The sequence below is a fragment of the Niallia sp. FSL W8-0177 genome, from assembly GCF_038006285.1.
Taxonomy (GTDB): domain Bacteria; phylum Bacillota; class Bacilli; order Bacillales; family Cytobacillaceae; genus Niallia; species Niallia circulans_A.
Genome location: NZ_JBBOUX010000001.1, coordinates 817260 through 834160, shown reverse-complemented (window position 1 = coordinate 834160; position 16901 = coordinate 817260). Strand labels below are relative to the sequence as shown.

Here is a 16901-nt window from a genome sequence, read left to right as displayed (position 1 = left end):
GATTTTTAGATGCAGCTTTTTTATCTGCTCCGGAAAACCATGGTTCATCCCAGATATTTTGAGTACGGAAACTGTAGAAATTTGCTTCATTATTATACAGAAGTTGCTCTATGTTTGGTTACCGGAACTGTATCCCCTGATTCTGCTGCCTTTTCCATCACAGATGGCCTTGCAAGGATGAATACAGATATAATCAATAAGGCACCAGCTATTAAGAGAATCCATTGCGCAGGAACATAATCATATAACACACCAAAGATAAGTGTTCCTACCGGCATCATTCCCATTGCAAATGTCTCTAATATAGTAAAAACCCTTCCTTTATATTCATTCGCAATCTTCTTTTGCATTAATACCATCATTGGGATATTAACCAGTATATTAACAGATCCAAACAAAAACATTAGCATTAAGTAAAAGATAAATATAGAGGCTGCCGACATCGGAATGAAGATTGGAATAGCTGCAGCTGCCATTAATATTCCTAGCGCTATAATTCCCAATTTACTTACTTGGAAGGGTTGTTTAAATTCCTTTCCTAATGAAAGATAAATAGAAAGCAATAAAGTACCAACCGCAAAAGCACCTTCCACCATTCCAAATTGGACAGATGGCATATGGAGTTTTGTATTCACTACATAAGGAAAACCAATATTAAAAGCAGTAAAAATAAAATTGACGATAAGACTAATACTAATCATAGCTACTAATAGCGGTTGATTCTTAACATAAACTAATCCTGCCTTCAAACTCCTCCAAACCGTTTCCTGTTGTTCTGCCTTTTCTTTTTCCTTTTCAAACAATGTAAAATTCATTGTGGAATCAAGTACAACAGCAATCAACGAGGCAATCAGAAAAATAGTTAAAAAAACAGACATGGAGACAAGACCGAATAATATTCCACCGATAGCAGGACTGGCAATTTGCGCAATAGAAACAGCAATTTGATTCATGGAAGACGCTTTTTGAATGCGGCTTTCATCCACTAATCCTGTTAAAGAAGAAGTAAAAGCATTGCTCGCAAACATCGAGGTTATAGATAAAATACATGATGTTGTATAAATAGCAGGTAGAGATAATCCCATCGTTACACTATAAAGCAGCAATCCACCAATAGATACGGTAGAGGCTGTCTGCGCTGTAATCGCAATATGTTTACGAGGATACCTATCAATAATAGACCCAGCAAAAGGTGCTACAACTGTCCGCGGCAAAATATTGCATAACATATTTACGGCAAAACTCATCGACGAGCCAGTTAAATGCAAAATATATAAACTAATTGCAAATGTATAAATTTGTGACCCAGCTGTGGCAATTAATTTACTACTGACGAATGTCCATAAATGGTAGGTGGCCCTCTTTTCTAACGAATATTCTTTCACCAAAACATCGTCCTTCCTTTAAAAGTTTAATTAAATTAAACAAATCATATCACACCAAAACTTTCCTTTCAAGGAAAAGTTTAATATAATTAAACTATCGAAAGAAGGAGTTGTACGATTATGTTAGGCGAACGCATTCGCACATTACGAAAACAAAAAAAAATGACCCTTGAGGCATTAGCTGGCGATAGATTAACCAAAGGCATGCTTAGTCAAATTGAGAATAATAAAGCGCGCCCTTCTATGGAGAGTTTGGAATATATTGCGGGAAGACTAGGCGTTGATATATCAGAGTTATTAGAAAAGGTAAGTATTGTTGAATTAAGAAAAGTATTAGAGGAAGCAGAAAAGATACATGAAGAATTTCGTATTTATTTTAAACACTCTGAGGAAACCATAGAACAATGCTCCAAACTGACCGCCTTAATTGAGCCCTATATCTCTAATTTGAATGAAAGCTATGAATCAGCTCGCTTATTGGAAATTTATAGCCGCAGTCTATTTTGTCTGAATAAAAAGGAATGGGCATTATATTGTGATAAAGCAGCATTAATTTATGATTCGCTTAATCTTACTGCTAATCGGGCAAACATTGCATTCTTCAGAGGAATAAACTTTTATTTGGAACACCGCTATCAAGACGCTTTACAATGTTATTTGGAAGAACGACATCATATTGAAACAACTCATATAAAGATAGATCCTATGACTAAAGTCACTATGGATTATCATATCGCTGCCTTATATTCAGCAATCGGAGACATAAAAGCAACTTCAGAAGCAGTGGAAAGCGCATTGGAATACTCGAGAAAAGAAAAACTCTACTACAAAATAGACGATATCTATAAGCTTGCTACAGTGGTTGCCTTGCTAGTGGGAGATGAAGAAAAATTTCATTACTACTTAAAAAAACTAAAGCAATATGGTGAATTTGTAGAAGATAAAATTTTTGAAGAACTCTGTGATGTAATTTATGTGGAATACTTACTGCATGTAAAGGGAGAATACCATCAAGCAATGCCTATCATTGATCAATATTTAACTTTTGACGAAAACACTCAAAAAGGAAGCGGTGATAATTGGAATATGCTTCAAAAGGGAAAAGCGATGTACTATGTAAAAGTATATAAAGAAGCACTCGACATTTTAAGAACAATTTATATACCTAAACATATTAACCATCCTGTTGACCAAGCTATTTATTATACCAAAGATATATTTATTGCTCTTTGTTATAAGGAACTTAATAATATCGATAAAGCACGAGAACATGCAAAAATTGCTTATGACTGCTATTTACCGCTGCCTGACTCTATATTTAAAACTCTGTGTAACGAAACATATAAAAACATTTGTTTAAGCTAACTATGCAATATAAACAGGGAAAATGGGCGTGAATTAATTCTTCACCCCCATTTTTCCCTGTTTATATTGCTAAAATCTCTTTCGTAAAATGAATAAAGTCGGTGAAATAGCCATCCACTCCAAATTCGTGAACTCGTTCTTGTTCCACTTTTTGCGTTTTCTTATTCGTAAAATAGACATGTACCTCTTTTTCCTTTTTATGTAATTCGTCTACCACCTCTTTTGTAATATCTGTAGACTCTATGCCGATGATAGGAAAATCAACCGTACTAGCTTTTTCTAGGGAAAAAGAGCCTTTGCGAAAAAGAAGCGCTAATTCAGTATCTGGTGCCATTTCTTTGATTTTCAATAAACTCTCCTCTGAAAAGGATTGAATCGTCACCAAATTTTTGTCTAAAAGCCCATACTCCTTTAATAGGTTAATTAGCTTTTCCTCCATTGCTAGTTTTCCATCAACCAGCCTTGTCTCAATATAGTACTTTTGTGTATCTTGAAAAGTTTCGATTATTTCCTTTAATGTAGGAATTTTTTCCTTTATCTCTTTCCTATTATCCGATTCGATTGTTTGAAACGCTCTTAGTTCTTCTGATGTGTAATCAGAAACCTTCCCTTTGCCATTTGTAGTCCGATCGATTGTGTCATCATGCATGGCAACTAACTCGCCATCCTTTGTCATTCTTAAATCCATTTCTAATGAATCCACACCAGATTGAGCTGCTATTTGATAGGCAGTAATGGTACTCTCGTTGTACCATTCATTTGCCCCTCTATGTGCGATCACCCTTGGAGTTTCTTCGTGTTCTGTCACAGATGGACTGACCATCGTTTGTACTGACTGATTATTTCCGCAGGCAGAAAGGAAGACAATTAAAATCAGCAAAAGGATGCTTCTATTTAAAAATTCACTCAACAGAAACAGTCCTTTCTTGTCTAATCGCTATGGCCACTTCTGGATAATCAGTAATAATAGATTCTACTTCGGCTTCGATAAGATTAGTTAACTCTTCCTTTTTATTTACAGTCCATACTCTTACATGCTTTCTTAATTCCTGCCAATCTTTTAAGTTATCAATCACCATTTCTTTATGGAGATGCAAAGCCTCTAATTCCAAGCTTTTTATATAATCGAGAGGGTTGGAAATGACTTGATTTAATAACCACGCAATCGAAGCAGATGGATCCAGTCCTTTTATTCTTAATAAAGTCGGCAAATGAAAAGAAGAATAAACAACCTTCCGCCCATTTCCAAATTCGTTCACAAGTGCTAGAGTCTTTTCTTCAATTCCTTCATATGCAAATGTATAAGTTTTAAGTTCAATATTTAATTCGATATCGTATGGAGCAAGCAACTGTAATACCTCTTTTAATGTAGGCACTTTTTCTGCGATCCAGCTTTCTTCATAATCAGGAAGGGAGGAAAATTTACTTCCCGCACTAAATTGTTTAAGCTCTTCTAGTGTATAGGATTTTACAAACCCAGTTCCGTCGGTTGTGCGATTTAAAAATTCATCATGAATAACAACTACTTCCCCATCCTTTGTCAGGTGGATATCTAATTCAATTCCATCTACTCCTTGTAGTATCGCTTGTTGAAAACTAAGAAGCGTATTTTCAGGAAATCGGCCTTTTGCTCCTCTATGTCCGTATACTTTGGTTTGATTCATGCTTTCTCTCTCCTTTGTTAATGGCAAAGAAACAGACTAACTAGTATAAAATTAATCTGTTTCCTAAACGATCTATTATTTTCTAGCCCGATTCGCCTTTTCAATTGCTTCATTAAATTGTTTTACCATATTGCTATACGTCTCCTCGATATCGCCACCGTTATAAACTGTCTCAAGTGCTGTTTCGCTAATGCGACGTCCTTCTGGAATCATATCCATTAAAGCACCTTGTGTAGCATAAGAAGACTTAGTAGATTGCAATTGCTCCACTGTAACTTTCAATTGTGGCATTTTCTCATATGCTTCTGTTACAACTTGTTCACTATAAGCATCTGGATTAATTGCAAAATATCCTGTGCCAACATGCCATTTTGCCTGAACTTCTTTTGTTTGTAAGTACTTCATAAATTCCCAGGCTGCTTTTTTCTCCTCCTCACTCTTATCTTTCATCATCCACAGACTTGCTCCACCTATAACTACACCTTGTCTTTCTACAGCTTCTGGATGGGGAATAAAAGCCACACCTACATCAAAAGACGCATTATCAATGACGTCTCTTGCGCTAGCAGACGATTGCATAAACATTGCTACATCTCCTGCAAGGAATCCAGCTACCATGTTGTCACCATTCGTGCCATAGTTAGCAAAGGTTTTGTCATCAATCATTCGTTTAACCCATTGAAAAACCGACTTTCCTTGTTCATCCGTAAAGCCAATTTCTGTTGGTGTGTCTGTTCGTCCATTCTCATTATTCATTAATAATGCTCCTTGGTTAGCTAATAATTGCTCATATAACCAACCATACGCTTGGAGGGCAAATCCTTTCATTTTTGGATTTGCTTTTGCTATCGCTTTTCCAGCTTCTTCTACTTCCTCAAATGTTGCGGGAGCTTTCTCGGGATCTAAACCTGCTGCTTTAAAAGCATCCTTGTTGTAATACATAACTGGTGTAGAAGAGTTAAATGGCATCGAATAAAAAGTATCATTAATTTTATAGTAGTTTGTGATATTTTCTTCTAAACCGCTCATATCATAACCATCTTCATCAATGAGTGTCTGAATCGGTTCCACAAAACCACTATTGATCATCGATTTTGTGCCGATTTCAAAAACCTGCATCATCGTTGGCGCACTTTCTGTCCCTGCAACTGTATGGAATTTTGTTAATGCTTCATCATATGTACCTTGATATTCTGCCTTGATTTTCACCTTATCCTGTGAACTGTTATATTCCTCTACAATACTATTCAATGCTTCTTGAGCTGCTCCGCCCATAGAATGCCAGAATGTAACGGTAGTTGGCCCCACCTGTTTTTCACCACTAGTAGATGATTCTGCATTATTGCTGCAGCCTACCATAAATAAAACGATTGATAGCATGAATATACTGAATAACTGCTTTGTTTTCTTCATTTTCCTTTCACTCCCCAAATATCAGTTAGTTAAATACCGTGAAAAAATTATTTTAAAGCTCCTTCCGTTAATCCCTTCTGAAGCTTTTTCTGCCCTAAAAATAATAGGATTAATGTTGGCAGAACAACAATTATTGCTCCTGCCATAATAACGCCCCATTCATTTAACTGTTCCTGTGATTGAAGCTGCCTTAACCCTATTTGAACAGTACGTACACTATCATTTGTTGTCGCCAGTAGGGGCCAGAGATACATATTCCAAGATGTAACAAACCCATACACGCCTAGTGTAATCAAACTTGTTTTCGCCATTGGCAGAACAACCGTTAAATAAAATTTAAGATCCCCAATTCCCGCAATTTCACTTGCTTCCTTAAGTTCTTTGGGAATTTGTTTAAAATTTTGCCGTAAGAGAAACGTACCAAAGGCTGTTGCAAAAAACGGAATGGTTAAACCATTATAATGATCCAGCCAGTTTAGATTTCTTATCGTTTGAAAGTTTGGGATGATAGATGCTTCAAATGGCACCATCATGGTTGCAATAAAGATAAAGAAGATTAAATCTCTCCCTTTAAACTCTAAAAAAACAAATGCATAAGCAGCTAAACTAGCAAGTATTAATTGTCCGAGCATGATAACAAGGGAAACGATGAAACTGTTTAATAAATATTGCATTAAAGGAAAGCGTTCAAACACTTTTATGTAATTGTCCAATGTTAATCCGGTTGGAATTATTTTTCCCGTCATAATATCCTGTGAAGACATAAAGCTCATTAGAAAAGCGATTATAGCTGGCGAAAAAATGAGCAGTGCCGAAACGATTAAGAGAATGTAAAAGATAGTTTTTTTATGAATTGGCAATGTCACTGATAATGGACCTTCCTTTCCCCAAGCTTAAATTGAATAATGGTAAGAACCAAAATGATGACAAAAAGAATAATTGCTTGTGCACTTGCTGTTCCATACTGGTAATTCATAAATGCCTCTTGGTAGATAGAATAAACGATTAAATTCGTTTCGTTTTGCGGTCCACCTCTTGTTAACATATCTACTTGACCGAATGTTTGAAAGGCATTTATTAATGTTACAGTCAGGACAAAAAATAAAGTGGGAGAAAGCATCGGAATCGTAATCCGTCTTAATTTATAAAAGTAGCCGGCTCCGTCTATATCAGCACTTTCATAGAGATAAGAATCAATCGATTGAAGTCCTCCTAATAAAATTAAGAAGGTAAATCCGACATTCATCCAAATGGTAGAAACAGATACAGAAAAAAGTGCCCAATTAGGATCGGTCAGCCAGCCAATTGGCTCTATTCCAAATGTTGTTATAATACGGTTCAGCCACCCAATTGTCGGATGAAATAAGAACATCCAAAATACAGATGCTGCCGCAACTGAAATCCCCATGGAAGAGGAAAACACGGTTCGGAAAACACCAATTCCACGTAACTTTTCATTGGCAAGAATCGCTAGAAATAAGCTGACGATAATCGTTCCTGGAACTGTGTATAAAGCAAAAAACAAGGTTGACTTTAAACTTTGCAAGAAAATAGCAGATTTGAAAATTTCCAAGTAATTTTCCAGCCCTACAAAGACTGTTGGGTCACCTCGATTATCCGTTAAGAAAAAACTTAAAAAGATAGTTCTTCCTAATGGATAAAATAAGAAAACACTAAATAAGAGAATAGAAGGTAATAGAAATAGCATTCCTTTCAGCCAATACTGTAAATGTTGCTTCTTTTTTTCTTTTATAAAATCAATGGAAGGTTCCACTTCCTGCCGATATACAACCTCACTCATAGTCCAACAACCTCTTGTTCTTTGACTGCAATTGCTGGTCTAATCAATGCTCCTGATTCAGAATCAAAAAAGCAAATATTTTTAGAGGACAACTGAACTGGTACATGATCTCCTGCCTGAATCCGCCATTGCCCTAACCATTTAGCCGTCCAAAGCTCATTACCCACTTCAAAGGTTAACAGTGTTTCATTTCCTAGCTGCTCTACATTGAGTACCTCTAAAGTGTGCGTCTTCTCTTCTGGAGCTGCTGGCAAAATATGTTCCGCTCTTATCCCCATCGTTAAATTTGGATAGGATAATAGTGGTAGAATTTCTTCTTTATCCATGCTAATTTGCAAACCACTCTCCAACACTAATTTATAATCAATTAAATTCCCTTTACTTAAATTAATCTTCGGAGAACCAATAAAAGACGCAACAAACAAATTGGCTGGTTGATTATATAAAGTAATCGGTTCGCCTACCTGTTGGATTTTCCCATCATTTAAAACCATGATTCGATCCCCCATTGTCATTGCTTCTACTTGATCATGGGTTACATAAATCATCGTTAAGCCGAGCTTCTTTTGTAAACGGCGGATTTCTATTCTCATGTGGGCGCGGAGCTTTGCATCTAAATTTGAAAGTGGCTCATCCATTAAACAAATTGGCGCTTCACTGACAACAGATCTAGCAAGAGCTACCCGCTGCCTTTGACCGCCAGATAATTCCTTCGGCTTACGTTTTAATAGATCCGTTAATCCCATCATCTCAGCTGTTTCCTGTAGTCTTTTTTGCTGTTCTAACTTGTCTATTTTTTTGGCACGTAAACCAAAGAGAATATTTTGTTCAACCGTTAAGTGTGGGTATAAGGCATAATTTTGAAAGACCATAGATAAATTACGTTCCTTTGGAGGCAGGTGATTGACAATCTTATTATTCATCTTCAATACGCCCCCAGAAATTTCTTCAAGACCCGCAATCATTCGTAATAATGTACTTTTCCCGGATCCTGATGGACCAACTAGCACAAAAAATTCCCCTTCTTCTATGGAAAGACTTATCTGATCAATTACCGATTTTTGTCTATCGTATGATTTTGAAATGTCCTTCAATTCTACTGCAATCACTAACAAACCCCTCCCCAATTGAATTACATCCCTATTTAACCATATAAATTTAACGAAATAGCCAAATTTACCAATCATTAACAAACACCTAATAGTCCTTTGACAAACTTCAAGTTCGCTTTACACTCTTCATATTTTTTTAATTTTCTCTCCTAATTAACTCTTTGGAGATACTCTTGATTTCTATTTACCTCTCATCAGAACAGGCCCCTAATTTTCTCCACATAAAAAAAGCTCAGAAGTTCTCTGAGCTTTTTTGAATTCTTATAATTCAATTGTTTCGTTAATGTCTGTGTTTTCCGCTTCTTTGCCTGCTAGTCTTTTATAAAAATAGACAATGTTTTTTGTAAAGCTAGTATCCCAATATTCTGCTGCTTCTGCCTTTATTTTAATCAAAACAACATTCGGATCGTCGTAAGACGTTTTCATGATTTTTTCGTAGGCCTTACTCCATAATTCTTTTTTCTTGGCGATGTCCTCTACAATTTCCGCTCTACCTCTTATCGAGACATAGGATTTACCTGCATAAGAGATATTCACTTCATTTTCATGTAAAATTTCTTCATACTTATCGGTGTCTTTCTTTGTTATAAACCATAAATCACCATCAAACTCTACTTCTTGCGTTTTCATTGGACGGGAGACTAGCCCTTCTTCTGAAATAGTTGTCAACATGGCTGTATCGACATCTTTAATCAGATCTCTTAACGTTTCAAGTTCTTCTTGTTTCATTGTATTATCCATCGTAATCACCTCTTTAACTGTTTTAAAAGTATATTACCCTTATTAAAAACTTTTAATCAAAAGTGATTAGACATAAGTTCCTTGTTTAAAAGAGCTTTAGAATTATAAACCAAATTGCTGGTATGAACAGAGCCGGCAATAGATTTAATGTCTTGAAATTTTTAACTCCTAGTATGCTAAGTCCTGAACTTAGGATAAGAATTCCACCAATAATCGATATTTCTGCTAATAAATCTGGCGTTAAAAAGTTTGCCAGCAAGCCTGCTGTTACGTAAAAAAAGCCTTGCCACACAAATAAAACGAGAGCTGAAACAGCAATTCCTAATCCAAAGGTCGATGCTAGAACAATCGATGTTACGCCATCTAAAATAGCATTTGTAAATAGATAGGTATGATTCCCCCTTAATGCACTCTCAATTGGTCCTAAAATGGATAAAGTCCCTGCACAAAAAAGTAAAATCGCAGTCGATAATCCCTCTGCCAAATTTCCCTTTGAGAATTTGCCTACAACTCGTTTAAAAGCATTTTCAATATCTAACCTTTCGCCAATCAAACCACCAATAGCTAGACTGACTATAAACAGAACAGGATATTTACTGTCTGGCATGTATTGAACAATGGAATGGATTCCCAGTGCAGTTGCAGCAAGTCCCATTGCCTGCATTAAAATATCCTGATACTCCTCTTTAATTCCCTTTTTCAAAAAACTGCCTATCATGCACCCTGCTAAAATCATAAAACAGTTAAATAATGTTCCAATCAATTTCTTTTTCTCCTTGGCTTAAATTTAATGAATAGCATACGGTCACTCACTATATAAGCCATTTTATCTTATCTTGCCTACATTTTGGTCATTTTTTTATCGTACATCACTCTTTTCTTGCCGGTTAGTTCTCTCTTGTGCCATCCGCTAAATAATCCAGTTAAAACAAGGATAATGACTAATGCAATAATGGATGACCGTAAAAGCAATATGGCAAACAAGATACTTAACATTATAGCCATTCCTTTTAACAATGGTTTTTTCAATAACTTAATTGCTGCACAAAGACCAATTAGAGCATTAGCAATGAAAAAGGCATTTGCAAGGCTAACAAGTTGTTCTACTGTCACTAATTTTAATAAGACTAAAAAGGCAAACAGAAGATGGATAAATACAAGCAAACCAATTGCTTTATATGGTGCTCCATTAGAGAACTTTTTAGTTAGAAAATGGAGAGAGGAAATAGGTTTTGATAACGATGCTATTAGTCTTGCTACTCCACCAACAACCATTAAATGTGTTGTTATACAAAGTCCTGTTGCGACGATTGCCAATAAGCCAATAGACAGCTGTCCAAACAATGGATACATAATCCCCGTTAAACGAATAGTAAACGTGCCTGTATATGTTGTCCACTGAACAGCAGCAGAAAGGACTAAATTAACAACCAAAATGACAGCCGCACTAAAAAAGATCGCTCTCCGAATGGTTGTTTTTGGATTTTTCACCTCACTAGAATAATTCCCAACAATCTCCCAGCCGACTATTGTCCAAAAAAGCAATAAGAGACTATAACCAAAGGAAGAAAAATGAAATACAGGAAAATCCCAAGTATCAGAAGGATGGTTTATTAAAGAAAATACACTTCCACTGACTAATATCAATACGGCAAATGTGGAGATGATAAAAGACAATTTCCCAAGAAAATTAAGACGAAATAACAGTATCAACCCGTTCATGATGAGTAAAATAAACGCAATCCATTCTACTTTGATCTTGCCTGGAAATAGCCAAGTTTGAATATATTCAGCTGCTGTCATCATCACTGCAACTGGTCCCATCAAAGCAGCAATCATAAGAAAAACAGATGAAAGATTTTTTATTCTTGCTCCAAATGCCTTTTCCATGGCATTACCAAGCCCTTCTTCCCCTGGAAACTGTATCATTAACTCTCCGCAGACATAAGCAAAACATATGCCAATGATGGACATAATGAACCATGCAAAGATCGCATAGTTTCCGATATTTTCATAAATAATAGTTGGCAATAAAATAATTCCTGATCCTAGGAGTGGTCCAATAATTAACCCACTTAAAGTCAAGGAACCAATTTTTCTTTGATTCATTCTTTTTTCCCCATTCCTGATGTTTTTTAATTATTTCTCCTTTCCTATTGTATTTGCCTTTTATCATTCAGTAAAATAGATATATACGATAAATAATATCGATTATACCGATAACAGGAGGATACTATATGGAAATACGCCATTTACAAACGTTTAAAGCCATTGTGGAAGCTGGTGGTTTTGCTAAGGCGGCTACTCAGCTTGGCTATGCACAATCCTCGATTACTTCCCATATACAAGCATTAGAGATGGAACTAGAAGGCCCACTTTTTGATCGTCTCGGCAAATCCATTGCGTTAACAGAGCTGGGCAAATCATTTCTTCCTTATGCAAATGAAATGCTGCGCCTGCATAAGGGAGCAAAAGAACTACATCAATCTTCAAGTATGAAAAAAGGAAAAATAACGATTGGGGCTTCAGAATCATTAACTGTTTACCGTCTTCCTACTATCATTCAGGCATATAAAGAGAAATTTCCGGATGTTCATTTATCTGTTCGAATGGGGACATGTGAGGAACTGCAGCATTTAGTAGAGATTGGCGATTTAGATATCGCCTTACTTCTTAATCTAGAATTCAAGAAGAATCCGTCCTTAGAAACCATTAAAATGTTAGACGAAAATATGAGTATCATTTCTTCCCCTAGTCATATGCAGCCTAATTCTATTCTTTATTCGGAAAGCAACTGCCCCTATCGGACCATTTTTGATAAATTTATAGCGGAAGAAAATATTACACCAACTTCTTTTCATGAGTTTTGGAGCATTGAGGCAATTAAGCAATGTGTACAATGTGGGTTGGGACTTGCGCTTGTGCCGGAAATTACCATTCAAAATGAATTAAAGGATGGACGATTATCTGCACGGCGTTTAGATAAGAAACATGGGCAAGTCGCTTCCTTTCTTTTTTACCATAAAAGCAGATGGGTTTCTCCAATCGTCCATTATTTTATCGAAGAAGCAAAAGCTTATTTTAAACAAGAAGAAGAAAAAAGAACTGCATATGTAAAAGAAGCCAGCTACTAATTGTAACTGGCTTCCCTTTTTTAAACTTCTTAAGCAACGGCTGCTTCTTTTTTATGTTTATTTTTTCTATTATTTATTTGATTTTTGATATATGGCATTGCATAGCGGTCAAGACCAAATTTACCAGCGTTAGCCCCTGCCACGATTACGAAAATGGCTAGTAAGATCATTTGTCCGTTTGTGCTTACTGTTCCACTAAACAAGAATGCGAAGTTCATGACCATTCCCATTAAAGTTGCAAAGCTTGTGAATAAACCGAGAATTAATGCAATTCCTACTAATAATTCTCCCCATTGAACTAAGAAAGTGAATATATCTGCATTCGGCAGTGCTACATGTTCTAGAAATGTTGCCCACCATCCTTGTACCGCTGGGTGTTCACCTGTGCTGCTTGCGATCGCCCCTTGTAAAAATCCACTTGCGTCAAAGGCACCACTTGTTAATTTTTCATATCCTGCATGGATAAATTGATAACCAAGATAAATTCGGATGAAAGCCAATATTCCTGCGACTACTTTATTATTTCTTAATAAATCTAACATTTTCTCCATCTCCTTAAAATGATTAATTATTAGTTTGTTCATTGATTCACATTTACTTCTACAAGATCTTGTTTGTTTCTTACTACACTTATATAATAACACTATTTCCACTATCGAAAAGTATATTGTGATGTATTTCACATTTAGTTCACAAAGTTATGGCAAAGTTGTGAACTAAGTTCATAAATATCACTATCTATGGGGAAAAATAATTAATTATACCTTTTCCTATCACATCAAGATGAGGGTGGGACAAAAGAATTTTACATAAAGAAAAAGCCAAACTATAATACAATAAAACATCGTAATAGTTTGGGTTTTTCTTTTCGCTGATTTATCCTTTTTATAGCTAAAAAACAAGTTCGTTCCATTGCGCTCCAGTCACTCGCTTTCCGCGGGGAGGAAGCTGAGCCTCCTCACTGCGCTGCGGGGTCTCAGCCTTTCCTCTATTTCCCGCAGGAGTCGAGTGTCTTCCACTCCATTTCACTAATCTTATAAAATGGGGCGAGAAACAAAAATAGATTTTATTTATCATTCGTCTAATTCAACAAATGATTATTCAGCTTTAAGCATATCCTTTTTAGTTTTGTCTCAGCCCCATCTTGTGATATTCTGTTTTTACAACTCATCATACTTAAAGTATGAAAAATAACTTGGTTTCTTTTGCCCGCTTAAATCTTGTGTACATATCCCAACAAAGGTCCCAGTGAAGCGTATATAATCTGCATCATCGTCTGATAAATGACTAATATCGATTTTACTGCCAATATTCTTCCATTCATCTTCTTCTGCATAAGCAAATTGTAGCCATTGCTGATCAACTTGTGCTTTTACCTTAACCTCCCCTTTAGATTTTAAAGGTATATCTTGATCGAGTAATTCATCATAAACTCCATGCTTGGATTCAATGATTCCGATACATTTTCCTAACGTTTCATGTGTTGTAATTCGGAGGTACACATAATCATCTGTATCATAATAAAAAATTAATCCCGCCATTTGTTGAAAGTTTTCGGGTGTATATTCAACTGCTGTTTCTACTTCCACCGTGAAACTTTCTAGTCTGCGTGCTAACAGGCTTTGATGATGGAGGGAGCTCATCGATTCTCCACCCTTTAATGTCAAATAACCTGGTCGTTCTGTTAGTGAAATCCAATCCTCCGTGAATATTCTTCTTAATGAGTTCCAGTATTTTTTTAAGGAATGACCTTGGAAATCATCAAAGTTGCTCTCTTGTTCAAATGGATGTAATTGTAAATCCGGTCCCTCTACAATAGTTGATGGATTTGGTCCTCCTTCAACACGCAGCCAATCATCTTCTGTCCAATAGCATTTTTGGATAGCAGTTTCTCTCCCTAATATACATTTTTTATCGACAACCGGTCTTCCACATAAATGTGCCATATACCACTCACCATTTTGAGTTTCCACCAAGCTTCCATGCCCCGCCTTTTGCAGCTGGTCTTTTTTGCTCTCATCTGATGTCAAGATTGGATTGGTTGGATCTATTTCATATGGACCAAATAAAGAAGTTGACCTTGCTACTGTAACCGCATGGGTATACCAAGTTCCTCCTTCTGCTGTTACTAAATAATAATAGCCATTCCGCTTATATATATGAGGTGCCTCTGTTAACCCTATCTCTGAGCCCTTAAAAATATTTTGTACCGGTCCCACTAGCCTTTTTTCTTCTACAGAATATTCCTGCAGGGCGATTCCTGCAAAAGAATTAGTTCCTTTACGAAAATCCCAAATCATATTGACTAACCATTTTCTCCCATCCTCATCATGAAACAAGGAAGGATCAAATCCACTACTATTAAGATAAATCGGCTCAGACCAAGGCCCTTCAATATTTTCAGCTGTCACTAAATAGTTATGTGTATCCTTAAAAGCTCCCATTCTACTTTTTACATCTGTATAGATTAAAAAAAACATCCCTTCTGAATAACTTAAACAGGGCGCCCAAACCCCTCCTGAATTGACATTTCCAATCATATTTAATTGAGATTCTCTTGTTAATGGATATGTTAGCAATCTCCAATTAATCATGTCTTTAGAATGATATATTTGTACGCCTGGAAACCATTCAAAAGTAGAGACCGCTATATAATAGTCATCTCCAACTCGTAAAATAGAAGGATCAGGATGATAGCCTGGCAAGACTGGATTGATTATTTTACTCATTTCATAACCCCTTTTCTTAACATTGGTAAATTCTAAGGTAATTTAGGAAAGGAATCTACAAAACTAGTACATTCCCACTAGCTTCAACTATTGCTATAACATAAATTGTTAGAAATTAGTTTGCGCTTCTAGCTTTTAGATCACTAATAATACGAGGATAGATTTTATCTAAACGATAGAATAGCATGAGGATAATTAAGAAAACAGTAATTGCCATTGGAATGTAAATAAACAAGGATTGAATAGAAAGCAATGCTGCACTCGATTGCGTGCCTCCGCCGCCAACATATCCACCAATGAATAATACCCATCCTATAATAGCAGTGCCTAATCCACTACCGATTTTGATACCCATGCTTCCGCCGCTATATACCATACCTTCATTTCGAATACCTGTTTTCCACTCCCCATACTCGATCGTGTCACCTAGCATCGCAAACATACTTCCATTGATCGGCGCCTTACCGATTCCTCGAATTATCGTACCGGCTACAATTAATGCTATATTAGTGATGTCAATTAACATAATTAGATAACCGATTAACGTAATTACTTCCCCAACAATAATGGCATTTCTTTTACCAAACCTTTTCGTAATTGGTGCTACAATTACCATTCCTAAAAGGATAAATACTGTATAAGCTGTTGTTACAAGTCCAACTAGAAGGGTGTCATCTAAAATATACTGAGCAAAATAAATGACTGCTCCAGAATTTAAGGCATTAAAAATATAGGTCATAAAGATAAATGTCGTCACAAGTGCCCAATACTTATTTTTCCCAAGCGTTCTTATACTATCTTTTAGCTTTACGGGATTTTGCTGTTGTTCCTTGCTAGCAGGCTTAACTCTTTCAGTGGTTGATTTGAAACAAAAGTAGAAAAGACTACTACCAATCGATCCAAAAATAAGGAAAGTTATAATCCATCCAAATTGGCCTCCTCCAAAGATATTTGCAAGTGGAAGGGTCAAATTACTGACTATAAGTGATCCTATTAACGCAAAACTCATACGAAATACATTTAAAATAGATCTTTGGTATTGATTTTGTGTAATTAAGGAGTTTAAGGTTCCATATGGTACATTTAAGCCAGTATAGACCAAACAAACTAAATTATAGGTAATTGTAATATAAACAACTTGCCAAACAGTGCTTACATCCGGAACGGTAAACAGTAATACAGCTGAGATTGCAAAAGGAATCGCAAGCCATAATAGCCAAGGTCTTGCCTTACCATGCTTTGATTTCGTCTTATCTATGACGTAACCCATCAATATATCTGTTATCCCATCAAAAATCCGGGAAAACAACATGATGGATCCTATAATCCCTGCTGCAATGCCAATGATATCTGTAAAATAATACACAATAAAAATGCTCATTGCTTGCCAGATAAAATTACTAGCTAAGTCACCCGAACCATACCCTAATCTTTCCATTAAACTTATCTTTTCACCAGCTGGTGCACTTTGTGCCGGAGTAACCTCTTCCCTTTGTAAATTGGTCGACATCTTAATCCTCCATCCATAACTTTGTTTACGCTTACAATTAATTCAAA

Annotated in this window: 15 protein-coding genes; 2 read left to right on the top strand and 13 right to left on the bottom strand. The window is 36.1% G+C overall.

Annotation, left to right across the window (positions count from 1 at the left end):
- Window positions 1-92: 92 nt before the first annotated feature.
- A complete protein-coding gene (locus tag NST77_RS03980; protein WP_095334083.1) occupies window positions 93-1385 on the bottom strand; it encodes an MFS transporter in 1293 nt (430 codons plus the stop codon).
- A gap of 120 nt (window positions 1386-1505) precedes the next feature.
- Between NST77_RS03980 and NST77_RS03975 the strand changes: the two genes are divergently transcribed.
- Window positions 1506-2750: a helix-turn-helix domain-containing protein gene (locus NST77_RS03975; protein WP_095334062.1), complete on the top strand. Its 1245-nt coding sequence runs from the start codon at window positions 1506-1508 to the stop codon at window positions 2748-2750.
- A 61-nt stretch (window positions 2751-2811) separates the two neighbouring features.
- Here the strand turns inward: NST77_RS03975 and NST77_RS03970 are convergent, their stop codons facing one another.
- The 9 genes from NST77_RS03970 to NST77_RS03930 form a co-directional block, all read right to left on the bottom strand.
- Entirely contained in the window at window positions 2812-3660 is an 849-nt protein-coding gene (locus NST77_RS03970; protein ID WP_341122749.1) for a glycerophosphodiester phosphodiesterase, read from the bottom strand.
- On the bottom strand, window positions 3653-4414 hold the full coding sequence (locus NST77_RS03965) for a glycerophosphodiester phosphodiesterase (protein ID WP_341122748.1): 762 nt from the start codon (window positions 4412-4414) through the stop codon (window positions 3653-3655). The genes NST77_RS03970 and NST77_RS03965 overlap by 8 nt, the downstream gene beginning before the upstream one ends.
- A 75-nt stretch (window positions 4415-4489) precedes the next feature.
- A complete protein-coding gene (locus NST77_RS03960; RefSeq protein WP_123257352.1) occupies window positions 4490-5827 on the bottom strand; it encodes an ABC transporter substrate-binding protein in 1338 nt (445 codons plus the stop codon).
- A gap of 47 nt (window positions 5828-5874) precedes the next feature.
- A complete protein-coding gene (locus tag NST77_RS03955) occupies window positions 5875-6693 on the bottom strand; it encodes a carbohydrate ABC transporter permease (protein ID WP_095334070.1) in 819 nt (272 codons plus the stop codon).
- Window positions 6690-7628: a carbohydrate ABC transporter permease gene (locus tag NST77_RS03950; protein WP_095334072.1), complete on the bottom strand. Its 939-nt coding sequence runs from the start codon at window positions 7626-7628 to the stop codon at window positions 6690-6692. The genes NST77_RS03955 and NST77_RS03950 overlap by 4 nt, the downstream gene beginning before the upstream one ends.
- On the bottom strand, window positions 7625-8737 hold the full coding sequence (locus NST77_RS03945; protein WP_095334085.1) for an ABC transporter ATP-binding protein: 1113 nt from the start codon (window positions 8735-8737) through the stop codon (window positions 7625-7627). Before NST77_RS03945 ends, NST77_RS03950 begins: the two co-directional genes overlap by 4 nt.
- Before the next feature lie 264 nt (window positions 8738-9001).
- Window positions 9002-9481 carry a pyridoxamine 5'-phosphate oxidase family protein gene (locus NST77_RS03940; RefSeq protein WP_095334074.1) on the bottom strand — a complete coding sequence of 160 codons (480 nt, stop codon included), beginning with the start codon at window positions 9479-9481 and terminating at the stop codon, window positions 9002-9004.
- An 85-nt stretch (window positions 9482-9566) separates the two neighbouring features.
- Window positions 9567-10244, bottom strand: a complete 678-nt coding sequence (locus tag NST77_RS03935; RefSeq protein ID WP_123257351.1) for a DUF554 domain-containing protein — start codon at window positions 10242-10244, stop codon at window positions 9567-9569.
- A gap of 77 nt (window positions 10245-10321) precedes the next feature.
- On the bottom strand, window positions 10322-11590 hold the full coding sequence (locus NST77_RS03930) for an APC family permease (RefSeq protein WP_095334078.1): 1269 nt from the start codon (window positions 11588-11590) through the stop codon (window positions 10322-10324).
- A 128-nt stretch (window positions 11591-11718) separates the two neighbouring features.
- Between NST77_RS03930 and NST77_RS03925 the strand changes: the two genes are divergently transcribed.
- Window positions 11719-12615 (top strand): LysR family transcriptional regulator, encoded by an 897-nt coding sequence (locus NST77_RS03925; RefSeq protein ID WP_095334080.1) that lies wholly within the window; start codon window positions 11719-11721, stop codon window positions 12613-12615.
- A gap of 29 nt (window positions 12616-12644) precedes the next feature.
- Here NST77_RS03925 and NST77_RS03920 read toward each other — a convergent pair whose 3' ends face one another.
- The 3 genes from NST77_RS03920 to NST77_RS03910 all read right to left on the bottom strand — a co-directional run bounded on the left by NST77_RS03920 (window position 12645) and on the right by NST77_RS03910 (window position 16854).
- Complete coding sequence (locus NST77_RS03920) at window positions 12645-13157, bottom strand: DoxX family protein (RefSeq protein ID WP_095334082.1); 513 nt, start codon at window positions 13155-13157, stop codon at window positions 12645-12647.
- 618 nt (window positions 13158-13775) lie between these two features.
- Window positions 13776-15344, bottom strand: a complete 1569-nt coding sequence (locus NST77_RS03915; protein WP_095332325.1) for a glycoside hydrolase family 43 protein — start codon at window positions 15342-15344, stop codon at window positions 13776-13778.
- Window positions 15345-15459: 115 nt separating this feature from the next.
- Window positions 15460-16854, bottom strand: a complete 1395-nt coding sequence (locus tag NST77_RS03910) for an MFS transporter (protein WP_123257349.1) — start codon at window positions 16852-16854, stop codon at window positions 15460-15462.
- Window positions 16855-16901 lie beyond the last annotated feature (47 nt).